Source organism: Bifidobacterium bombi DSM 19703, assembly GCF_000737845.1.
In the GTDB taxonomy this organism is placed as follows: domain Bacteria; phylum Actinomycetota; class Actinomycetes; order Actinomycetales; family Bifidobacteriaceae; genus Bifidobacterium; species Bifidobacterium bombi.
On sequence record NZ_ATLK01000001.1, the window covers coordinates 775,543 to 787,417 of the forward strand.

General features: G+C 59.4%; 8 protein-coding genes. 4 read left to right on the plus strand and 4 right to left on the minus strand.

Translation table 11 applies throughout. The annotated features are described in order from the left end of the window. Positions 1–24: 24 nt before the first annotated feature. Positions 25–738, plus strand: coding sequence for a class I SAM-dependent methyltransferase (locus BBOMB_RS02990; protein WP_081867255.1), 714 nt, complete (start codon positions 25–27; stop codon positions 736–738). After that, positions 735–4,838, plus strand: a complete 4,104-nt coding sequence (locus BBOMB_RS02995; RefSeq protein ID WP_044087211.1) for a DUF3418 domain-containing protein — start codon at positions 735–737, stop codon at positions 4,836–4,838. Before BBOMB_RS02990 ends, BBOMB_RS02995 begins: the two co-directional genes overlap by 4 nt. A gap of 404 nt (positions 4,839–5,242) precedes the next feature. Here the strand turns inward: BBOMB_RS02995 and BBOMB_RS03000 are convergent, their stop codons facing one another. The 3 genes from BBOMB_RS03000 to BBOMB_RS03010 form a co-directional block, all read right to left on the minus strand. Next, positions 5,243–7,930: an ATP-binding cassette domain-containing protein gene (locus tag BBOMB_RS03000; RefSeq protein ID WP_044087210.1), complete on the minus strand. Its 2,688-nt coding sequence runs from the start codon at positions 7,928–7,930 to the stop codon at positions 5,243–5,245. A 49-nt stretch (positions 7,931–7,979) separates the two neighbouring features. Continuing rightward, on the minus strand, positions 7,980–8,603 hold the full coding sequence (locus BBOMB_RS03005; protein ID WP_044087209.1) for an ECF transporter S component: 624 nt from the start codon (positions 8,601–8,603) through the stop codon (positions 7,980–7,982). 351 nt (positions 8,604–8,954) lie between these two features. Next, on the minus strand, positions 8,955–10,322 hold the full coding sequence (locus tag BBOMB_RS03010; protein WP_044087208.1) for a dipeptidase: 1,368 nt from the start codon (positions 10,320–10,322) through the stop codon (positions 8,955–8,957). A gap of 109 nt (positions 10,323–10,431) precedes the next feature. Here BBOMB_RS03010 and BBOMB_RS03015 point away from each other — a divergent pair, with 109 nt between their 5' ends. Next, entirely contained in the window at positions 10,432–11,046 is a 615-nt protein-coding gene (locus tag BBOMB_RS03015) for a DUF3043 domain-containing protein (protein ID WP_044087207.1), read from the plus strand. 105 nt (positions 11,047–11,151) lie between these two features. Continuing rightward, positions 11,152–11,424 carry an FAD-dependent oxidoreductase gene (locus BBOMB_RS08395; protein WP_052377380.1) on the plus strand — a complete coding sequence of 91 codons (273 nt, stop codon included), beginning with the start codon at positions 11,152–11,154 and terminating at the stop codon, positions 11,422–11,424. Positions 11,425–11,517: 93 nt separating this feature from the next. Here BBOMB_RS08395 and BBOMB_RS08400 read toward each other — a convergent pair whose 3' ends face one another. Beyond that, positions 11,518–11,835: a hypothetical protein gene (locus BBOMB_RS08400; protein WP_052377382.1), complete on the minus strand. Its 318-nt coding sequence runs from the start codon at positions 11,833–11,835 to the stop codon at positions 11,518–11,520. Between the last annotated feature and the right edge of the window lie 40 nt (positions 11,836–11,875).

The window sequence follows — 11,875 nt, forward strand, 5'->3', positions numbered from 1 at the left end:
GGCAGACAACACAGGGGGAAGTTCATGACGGAACACAGGCAGGGCGCACACGGTGGGCAGTATTTCGCACCGGCTCCTGATTCCGAGGACATACGCCGGCGGCTGAATGTGGACCTCCGTGGACATCACACGCAGGTGGAGACGTCGAACGGTGTGTTCTCGGCGCACAGACTCGATCTGGGCACCTCCGTACTGCTCAAGCATGCCCCTGAACCACCCCACCGCGGTTCCTTTTTGGACCTTGGCTGCGGATGGGGACCCCTTTCGCTCGCATTGGCCCTGGAACGCCCCGAAGCGACGATCTGGCTCTGGGACGTGAACGAACGAGCCCTTGAACTCACCAGGCGGAACGCGCGGACAATCGGTCTACCTAACGTCAGAGCCGTGACAGCACAGGATGTCCCAGAAAAACTGGGGTTCGACCTGATATGGTCGAACCCCCCGATACGCGTCGGCAAAGACGAGCTTCACAGATTGCTTATGGCCTGGCTACCGCGGCTCAACCACAACGGCCGTGCCTATCTCGTGGTACAGAAAAACCTGGGAGCGGATTCGCTGACACCGTGGCTGCAGACGGCGCTCGGACCCACATTCATGGTAGGCAAGCACTCAAGTTCCAAAGGGTACCGTGTAATCGAAATAGCACGAACGACCCCGGTTCCTGCAAGGCAGAACGGTGACGACGCACGCGAAGGGACACCACAGGACCCGAGTCGCACAGAGGATGGCGACGCATGAAATATCGTTACCCCCAAGAGCTCCCCGTCAGCGCTGCGCGGGACGACATCGTGCAGGCGGTCCAAAAGAGCCAGGTCGTCATCGTTTCAGGCCAGACCGGGTCGGGAAAGACCACGCAGATTCCTAAGATGCTGCTCGAAATGGGCCGCGGGACGCATGGCAGGCAAATCGTGCACACACAACCTCGGCGTCTTGCGGCACGGACGGTGGCCGAACGCCTTTGCGAGGAAACCGGGACGAGACTTGGTGACGAAATCGGCTATCAGGTACGCTTCACCGACGAAAGCTCCGCGAAGACGCGCTTGCGCATCGTCACCGACGGCATTCTTCTGGCGCAGATTCAACACGACCCTGAGCTCAACCGCTATGACACCATCATCATCGACGAGGCACACGAACGAAGTCTCAACATCGATTTCCTGCTGGGCTACCTCACGGCGCTGCTCCCTAGACGACGCGACCTGAAGCTTGTCATCACGTCGGCAACGATCGATTCGGTGAAATTCCAAGAGCATTTCAGTCGTGCGCTGCACGCCAAGGTACCGGTCATCGAAGTGTCGGGACGTACCTATCCTGTTCAGGTGGTCTACGAGCCTCTGGGCGGCGTGCCTGCGCTGATGCGTCATGTGCCCGGTTTTTCGGACGGAACGCTGCCCAATGCCGACGGAGAGATAGACGGTGTCTCCGACCCCACAGGCTCTGACGAAGTTGCCTCACAGGATATGTCACGCGCCGTGGCGCGGGCATGTGCCGAGCTGGTGATTCATTCCACACACGACCGCGGACCTCGCGACATCCTGGTGTTTGCCTCCGGCGAGCGTGACATTCGCGAATATGAGACCGCAATCCGCCGTCATTTCGCCGCTCGGACCAGCGACATGCACCGCCCGGATGCCATTGAGATCGTTGCACTGTATGCCCGCCTGTCTGCCAAGGAACAACACCGCGTCTTCGAACCGCATAACCACCAACGTATCGTGATCGCCACCAACGTAGCCGAAACTTCATTGACGGTACCAGGCATCCGTTATGTGGTGGACCCAGGCGAGGCGCGCATCTCCCGCTATTCCAAAAGTGCTAAGGTACAGCGTCTACCTATAGAGGCCATCAGCCAGGCCAGTGCAAACCAGCGTTCAGGCCGTTGCGGCCGCATAGCCGACGGCATCGCCATACGTCTGTACTCCCCCGAGGATTTTGCGTCGCGACCGGAGTTCACGGAACCGGAGATTCTGCGCACTTCGTTGGGTGCCGTGGTGCTGCACATGCTTTCCGTCGGGGTCGCCCGCAACACCGACGATGTGACGCATTTCGGCTTCATCGACCCTCCTGACACCCGTTCCGTGGCAGACGGTTTCAATGAGCTCACCGAACTTCGCGCAATCAACCGCAGCCACGGCGAAGCCACTCTGACAGCCATCGGACGGCAACTGGCACGCATCCCCATAGACATACGCCTGGGTCGCATGATCATCGAAGCCGCGCATACCACCACAGCAAATACGCTGGCTGCGTTGCTCGTGGTCGTCGCGTTCCTGAGCCTGCAGGATCCAAGGGAGAGACCCGAGGAGGTGCGTGAAGAGGCCGACCACATACACAACAGATATGCCGACCAGACCAGCGACTACCTCACCGCGCTCAACATCTGGGACACCGTTTTCGGACCGGATGGCAAAATCTCGAACGCCCGATTGCGGAGCTTCTGCAAGACCGAATATTTCAGTTTCATCCGGATGCGGCAGTGGCGCGATCTGGTGAACCAACTGCAGGACATGTGCAGACAGATGCATTATAAGGTGGGCACCGCACAGCCTATCTCCCGCCCGGACGATACGGTCACCACGTTGCCCACGAATCAACAGCCGGCGCATTCTCTGTGCCGCTCCTGGGATAGCCAGGGCATCCACACCTCCATGCTCTCAGGATTGCTCTCCATGATGGGGATGCAGGTCACGCGCGAACCCAAGGCATCGGACTTCGCCGGGCTCAAAGGACCCGCGAAGGCACGTGCGATGAAACAGGCCAAGAAACAGGCCAAAAACGAATATCAGGGCGCACGGGGCACGAAATTCGCCATATTCCCGGCCTCCACCGTGGTCAAAACCACGCCTGCATGGGTGATGAGCACGGATTTGACGGAGACGTCACGCTTATGGGCACGGTACTGTGCGCAAATCGATCCCGCTTGGGCGGAGCCTCTTGCAAAAGGCCTGACCAGAACCACCTACGCCGAACCACACTGGTCGGGTTCGAGAGGCAGCGCCATTGCAAGTTCGAAGGTCCTGCTGTATGGGCTGCCCATAGTCCAGGATCGTCCGGTGCAATGGGGGCGCATCAATCCGCCCGAAGCCCGCGATTTCCTCATACGACAAGGACTGGTAGAGGGGGATGTCGAGCAGCGGTTCAGCTTCGATGCTTTCGTGCAAAGCAATCGCAAGGTCCTTTCCGAGGCCGCCGACGACGCCAGCCGTACGCGCAGGATATCGCAATCGGTGAGCTCCGAGGACCTGTACGACTTCTACAACAAGCTGATACCCCAGAACATCACTTCCGTGGCCGATCTGGCCAAATGGGTCAAGGGGCTCAAGGCCTCGGGCAGCGACCTCACCGAGCTTGAGTTCGACCCCGGCGATGTGGACAGGCTCAAAAGCACCGAGAGCATAAGTCTGAATGACTACCCTGACAGGTGGCACACCCTGGGCACGGACGGATCGGCGCTTGATCTGCGGCTGAGCTATATATACGACCCGAGCGACCCGGCAGACGGCGTAACGGTGCACGTGCCCATCAAAACCCTGTCCCGACTGACGCCGGCGCAATTCACATGGAACGTTCCCGGGCTGTTGGACGAACTGATACTTGCGACGATCAAGTCGCTTCCCAAAGCACTCAGGGTGCAGTTCGTCCCTGCACCCGACGCCGCACGAAGGATACGCGGTTACATCGATGAGCACTTCCCCGATCTGCCCGGATCGGGTGAGGATGGAAAGCCAAACCTTCCGCCTGGCGAAGCAGGAACGGACTGGCCCGACTTTCTACATGTCTTCACGGCCGCGGCGGTCGCATGCCTTGACGCCCAGATTCACCCCGAAGTCATCAACGGACAGTTGAAGGAAAAACTCCAATCTTACTTGCGCGTCACATTCAGCGTGGAGGATACGATCACAGGCAAAAACAGCAATGCGAACCGTCGACGTATGGGCGGCGGGAACAGGCTCAAGGTGCTGGGCACAGGAAAATCCCTGGTCGAGCTGCAGCGCACCTTCGCCCGTGAAGCCGAGGCCTCGGCTCGCAAGGTCATCGCCAAGCAGGCGAGCCAGGCCCGTTCCGAAGGCAAGGTCGTAAGGCAGGCCAACCTCCTGCATCGATCGGGCGCAACCACGGAGTCGCGTTCATCGATGCTGTGGAAGGCGGCGCTGGAAACCCTGCGCCTGCCCAGCGAGCGCATCTCCTCCCGATGGCTGAGCAATGAGGCGTTGATGCTCGCAGCTGCCCCGTACGAGTCCACGAAGAAGCTGACCGATGACCTGCAACTTGCCGCGGTCAAACGGCTGCTTCCAGACATCGTCTCCTTCAGGGACGACACGGCGCTGGCGCAGGCTGTGACGGACTGCGAAAATCGCTTCGAAGACGCGGTGTACGACGTTTGTCATGATGTAATCGCCATTCTCAAGAGATGCGCGCAAGTGGATGCCGCATGCAGCGGCAAGGCGGAACTTCCCATGCTTTCGGTGCTGCAATCCGTGCGTGAGCATATCGCTTCCCTGGTTCACCCCGGTTTCATCGGGGAGACACCCCCTCAGGCACTGCCCAACATAGAACGCTACCTTCATGCCGATCTTTTGCGACTGCAGAAGGCAAAATCGGACAAGAACCGCGACGTACGATGGGCATGGCAGGCAGAGGAGGCCAGGACACTCGTGGATCGGTCCCGCCAGGCTGCCGAGGCGGAACCGGCGGGACCGAACCGCGAAGCGGCGATGATACGTGTCCAGAACGCACGCTGGCTGCTTGAGGAGTTCTATGTGTCACTATGGGCCCAGGAGCTAGGGGCTCGCGAACACGCAAGTCTCAAACGAATCAGAAAGGCGCTCGCCGCATAGGTTCCGTATTGAATCCAGAAACGCAAATCGACGTCCTAACACATATGGTCGGACCGGTCGGCAGTACCGACACACCATCGAAGCCGAACGTGCCTGACGCCGATTCAATGTGGTGATGCCTGACTCGCGGCTGTACGTTACCAAAACGGATGATACTCTCCCTATGGATTGCACCACATCGTGAATGTCCATGTTTTCCAACAACGATCGAGGAACACTCGCGGCATGGACGCAGATGCCTTTGCAACAGGGAGACGACCAGCGAAAGGCAGAGCCGACGGAGAGAAAGCGACGCCGCCCATGTACCCTCATCTACACGGTCCAGCCCTGCTTCCAGACCGTGTTTCCATCGAGACCCCGGATTATTCCGAACCACCTGGCTGGTATAGAGACAGATGAACCGGCTACCCGCCAAAGAAAACGAACGTGCCCGCCATGCCCGAAGCGATGAGAGCTATCACAGGTATAAGCAGGCATACACCGACGAAGACCTTGTCACGTGTGTGCACGGCACTGACACGCGCGTGGGTTCGTGGCAAGGGAGCGCCGAAACCCCGCGCCTCCATGGCCACCGCCAACGTGGTGGAGCGCCGGATGGAAAGCACGAACAATGCAAACGCCTGCGGAAAAAAGGCCTTGACTTTGTTATCGTCACCAAGTCCTCTGGAACGACGCGAAGCGGTGAGCGCGGACCAGTCATCTCGCAATACCGAAAACATGCGCATGCCGGCCAGCCCACCGTAAACGAAGCGATCGGGCAGATGCAACACCTGACTGAACGAATCGGCCAGATCCGTGGCATCGATGCCAAGCACGGCGATGATGGCGGGGATGCCTATGGCAAGCACGCGTAGCCCCGTGGCGATTGCCAATGCAATCGAACGATCGGTGACATTGATCATGCCCCAATGCCACCATAGCGCCCCTCCTGATTTGCCATACAACAGCACAGCAAGGGCCGAGCCGGGCGCCCCGATGAACACCGGCCATGTGGATGCCACCACACGCCAAGGTTTCAGACCTATGCAAGCCAAAAGCAGAAATTCCAAAACGAGCGCAACAGTGGCGGAAACCCAGTCCAATGTGACGATCAGCGGCAACGCCGCCAGAAAACCGCCGATCATCCGGTACGCCGGGTTGAGGGAAGCAAGGAAAGGCGAACGACTCGAAGGCTTCACAGCCTCTGAACGTGAATCGATGCGACTGACCTCTACGCGTTGGTCAACCTGACACCATCTGGCGTCCACCATCCCTCCATTGGCATCAGACATATCGACGGGATTGAGGAGACTGGCCGTTCCCGCACGTTCACCGGCAGTTGACACGTCAACGATGCCGTCAGCGATGTCTCGTCCACGCGCGCCTTGGACGATGCTTGCACCGGCACCGTGCGAACCCCGAGCCGCAAGTTCCACGACGCGCGCGCCAAGCGCCGTCACCAGATCCAGGTCATGCGTGATTACGATGACACAGACCCCATCGGATCGTATGGAATCGATAAGCCGTGCCATCTGCATCCAAGTCACACGGTCCTGACCGAACGTGGGCTCATCGAGGATGACGACGTCAGGTGCCGCTGCCAAAGCCGAGGCCACCGTCAGACGGCGCTTCTCTCCGCCCGAAAGCGTATAGGGATTGACTTCTTCATACTGTGACAGCTTGAATCGGGAAAGCAGCCGCCGGGCCGTCGCCTGCGCCTGCACCTCCCCCACTCCGGTGCGCAACGGGCCTAGCATGACCTCTTCAAGCACGCTGCCCCGCGCGAATTGATGTTCCGGGTTTTGGAAAACGTACGAGATGCGTGCGGCCAGCTGCCTGGAGCTCCATCCGAACGGCATGTTCCCGGTCGCACCCGATGCCAATGCGGGAGCCGCCTCAACCTTGCCCGACACCGGTTCAAGCAAACCGGCAAGCGTCAAGGCAAGAGTGGATTTACCTGCGCCATTGCCGCCCACAATAGCGGTGACCTGCCCTGAAGCAAAGTCGATGTTCATATGTTCGGCGATGGCCTCGCCCCTACGCCCCACCGCAAGGTCAACCGCCGAAAGAGCAATCCTTCCGGTTCCGGACGTCTCTTCCCCTCTGCGGGAATCGTCAGCCTGAATTCGGCGGATCTCATCCTCTGCACGCCGGTAGCATTTCGGTACCCATATGCCCAGCGAGGCGAAATCCAAACCGTGGTCACCGAACACCTCATCAGGCGTGCCATCCGCCACGACGCAGGTGCGTGTCCCTTCCTCAGCGTCGAGCGTATGCGCGCAGGCGAGCTCACCTTCGCCGTCCACGACGTCGGTGTCACAGCGTCCGAGCACCACGACACGATCGATCATGTCGATCCACGGGTCGGTGCGATGCTCAACCAGCACCATCGTCGCTCCGGTGGCCTCCAGTGAGGCCCTTACCGATGCGACGACCTGGCCGACACCATCGGGATCGAGATTGGCGGTAGGCTCGTCGAGAAGCAGAACCCCTGGCTGCATCGCAAGCGCACCCGCTAATGCCAGGCGCTGCATCTGTCCTCCGCTCAGGTGCGTCGTGGAACGATGCAATTGCATACCTTCCAACCCCGTGTCGGCCATGGCCTTCCTTACGTGGGACCAGATCCGATCCATCGGGACCGCCATATTTTCCGGACCGAAAGCGACGTTGTCACCGACCCGTTCAAAAATGGCCTGCGCCTCGGGATCCTGCAGCACTAACCCCACTTTCCCCCGGGCAGCGGCGGCAGGGACGCCATCCACCTCGACGGTCCCTGCCGAGGTGCCTCCCTCGCTGTCAACCGCCTCCTGCGGTGGGGAAAGTAAACCTTCGGTACCCTCAGGGGCGGTACCCTGATCCGAGCTGACGGATTCACCATGCCGGAGGCCACCCGCCCCGGTTCCCTCATCCTGCGTACCAAGCAACCCGGCGGCGGCTTCAAGAATCGTGGACTTTCCGATTCCGGACGCTCCTAGAAGCAACACCTTTTGCCCTGCGGGAATATCCAGATCAAGCCCCCTGATGGCGAAATGCGCGCGGGAAGCATGACGGTAACCCCAATTCGCGAAACGGATCGAAGCGCCACCACGCTTCTCGGTACGCATGTGAACCATCACTCACCCCTCAGACGTCATCCGTATTCTTCCGTGGCGGGTTCCGCGTTCAGACCGACATCCCACGTACCGCACGACCTGAAGCGAACTTGTCAAGCGCACCTGTTTTCGCCAATGCCACGTACAGATACCACATCAGCACACCGGCGATCAATGCGCCGGAAACCAACGTGGAAACAAGATACCACAAGCCGTACGCCCCCAACAGGTTGATGCCCTGCAGATGTTTGAAGAACGACCAGGCCCAGCAAACCACACCGGCAAGCGTGCCGGAAAGCATGGTCGTCAGGAGATTGCAGACCTTGTACATCGTGCATGCGAAGACGATCTCAGCACCCAAACCCTGCAGGACGGCCATAGCAACGGTCTCAAGCCCACCCCACGAGTTCCCTAGCAAGGCTTCAAGCACGCCGGCAACGACTTCGGCGTATACCCCTGCTCCCGGCTTGCGCACGATGATGAGCGCCAAAGGGCCTGCAAAGAGCCAAAGGCCGTTCATTACACCGTCAAGACCCGGGACAAGCGCGGCCAACGGCGCACCAATGGGGTTGTATAGCAATCCAGCCGCCCAGTAAATCAAGGAGCTGACCACGCCTATGGCAGAGGCCACCGCGATATCCACCACTCGCCAATGAAGATTGGGTTTCACGCTGTCTTTTGTAATAGTTGACATAATCTGTGCCTTTCTGTGCTGCTGTGTTTCAGCGCACCGGGCACGGGAAAAGAGACGTCCGTGCGCCAGCATTACCTGGACTCACGTTCAATCGGTCGAGGTCACCCTCATCTCAGCCGTACCACGATTCCTCGGTGCACAGCTCCCGTGTCAATTCGAAATCGTAAAACAAACCTATGACTTATGACATTGACGCGTTCGGACCGCCGTGGAACCCACTCGCAGAACAAAGCAGACCCCGCAACGAAAGGCGCAGGCAGCGGCGACTTTCCGGAGCCCGCGCCTTCCATATAACGTCCACCTTCCCTTAGATTCATGAAGCCGGCCGAAGCGCCCGGCGAAGAGGCGGAATCAATGAGCCAGTTTTTCGAGAATAAGCGCTTCAGTGATGATGTTGTTCTTCAATGCGGAAAGACTGATTGACTCATTGGGACTGTGCGCATTGGCCTTGGGGTCCTCCGGCCCGGTGACAAGCACTTGGGCTTGCGGGAAGATGCGCTGCAATTCCGGTATGAACGGAATGGATCCGCCTTCGCCTTTGTTGACGGGGGCGACTCCGAACGCCTCCTGCATAGCAGCCAACGCGCCCTTAGTCGCAGGCGCATCCGGATCCATGCTCCAGCCCATGCCGGCGTCTATGGCACTGACCTTGACCTCGGCACCGAACGGCGCATGTGCCGTGAGGAAATCCGTCACGGCCCGCTGCGCCTCTTCTGGACGCTGTTGGGGTGCCGTGCGGATGGAAAGCCGGAACGTCGTCTCGGGAGATATGACGTTGAACGACCCCTCTACGGGATGGGCATCGAAGCCGATGACGCTGATACTCGGCTTGGTCCACAGACGTGAGGCCAGCGAGCCATTGCCGGCCAGACGGTACGAACCGACGGTTCCCGCGTCGCCGCGCACTCCTGCCTCGTCGAGGTCACGTTGCAGACCGCCGACCGGATCGCCTCCAAGCAGACCGGGGATTCTCAGACTGCCGTCATCTGCGTACATCGAAGCGATGAGCATGGCGGCCACGGTGTTCGCATCAAGAATCGGACCGCCGAACTGCCCTGAATGCACGGGGTGGTCCAGAACCTTGACGTTCACGTCCACGTCGGTGTTCCCACGCAGACTGGTCGTCAGGCTGGGTATCTGTGCCGACCAATTGCCGGAATCGGCCACGATGATGACATCCGAGGCGAACTCCTCCCGATGGGCCTCGATGAACGGGATGAAGCTGGGCGAACCCATCTCCTCCTCCCCTTCGATGAAGACCTTGACGTTGACTTTCAGATCACCGCCCAACGCATGCAGCGCCCCGGAATGTATCGCTATTCCACCGCCATCGTCTGCCGATCCACGCCCGTAGAGCCTGCCATCCACCTCCGTTGCGACAAACGGATCAGTGTCCCATGCGGAGGCGTCCGGAACGGGCTGCACGTCATGATGTGCATACAGCAATACCGTGGGGGCATGGTCATCGACCGTTTTCGAACCGATGACTTCGAAAGCCCCGGGGGTTCCGTCAGGGTTGCTTGACTGCACAACCTTCGCCTGCACGCCCACCTTCCGCAGCTCATCGGCTACGAAATCAGCGGAACGGCGCATATGAGCACCTGTTATCCCCTGTGCCGACACGGATTTCAACGCCACCTTGTCACTGAGCAACTCTACTACGCGATCGAAATCGTCTTCCACACGACTGCGCAGCTCATCTTGATTCAATGCGACCATATTTTTGCACCCTCATTCAGATTCCGGCGACTCTCACGCCGTGGAACACAACAGCATCCATTGTATGACGCATCCCGCCAGAGTCGAGGGATCCACGTAATCTCAAACTATGACATGGAACCCCTTCGGCAGGAAGAACGACGAAGCGCAAAGCGAACAAACGGCCAACGACACCGAGACGGCGGCTTCAGAAAGCAAAGGCAGACCCACTCCGAAGCGCCGCGAGGCGCAAGCCAAGAACATCCATCCTCTTGTGCCCAAAAACCGAAAAGCTGAAGCCAAAGCAGCCAAGAAACGCATGCGGGAAAAGGAAGACGCGCAATACGAAGCCATGCGTACCGGCGACATAGCCAACATGCCGCGTTCGGAACGCCTTCCCTGGCGCATCTACATCCGTGATTACGTCGATGCCCGATTCAACATCGAGGAGTTCTTCATACCCGTCATGTTCGCGGCTCTCATCGCCGAGATGGTGGTGATGGCGTTCAGCATAGCCGCGTCGTACATCATCATGATCGCCTTGTATGTCTACATCATCGTCGGCATCATCGACCTGTTCGTCATGTGGCAGGGCCTGAAGAAGAAACTCATCGAAAAATACGGCGAGAAGGCCGTAGCCAAAGGGATGAGATCATGCAGCTATGCATGCAACCGCGCAATTCAGTTACGCCGCTGGCGCGTGCCCAAACCTCGTTCCAAAAAGCGCGGGGATTGGCCGAAGTAAGTCGTGACCGGACCCCTGGAAGGCTTTCCGAGCACCATACGTCGGTCCACACAAGGACGAGGCCGGAGAGCTTCGGAACACGTCGACATATGAAGGAAGGATTCGTTGACACCGCTTTCCTCCACCACCCAAACCAACGGCAACTCCGACTATGATGTCGTAGTCATAGGGAGCGGACCTGGGGGCTGTGCCACGGTCCTCCGCGCGGCACAGCTCGGATTGAGCGTCGCCGTAGTGAAAAAGGGCGGCACGTTGGGCGGCGTGTGCCTCAACCGGGGATGCATCCCCCTCGAAGGCGCTGATAACCGCTTCCCGCGCCGTCGTCAGCGCGAACGATTGCAAACGGATGAGAATAGAAGCGAACATCAGTCGGATTGATTTTGCCACGCTGGCATCGTATCAGCGCGACGCGGTACGAACGATGACCGACGGATTGGCCTCGTTGCTCAGGTCATGATCGGTCAAGGGCATTCATGGAACCGCACGGCTGAAACCCGGGAACATCGTCGAAATCGACGGATCCGACTCGTGTTGCGACGGCTCCTCCCTGCAACTCACGGCACGACACATGGTACTCGCCACAGGATCCAGACCACGCCCATTGGCCGGTACACCATATGGCAGCCAGATCATGGATTTCACCGGTGCACTGAATCTGAAACCCTTCCCCAAACGAGCGATGGCGATCGGTGCAGGCGCCGTAGCGTCGAGTTCGCATCTATGTGGAACCAAGCCGGCGTGGGCGCAATCATGCTCATCCGTAGGCAACGTGTCCTTTCCGCCTGGCACGGGCGCACGTCAATGACTCTGACGCGGGCACTGAGGAAGG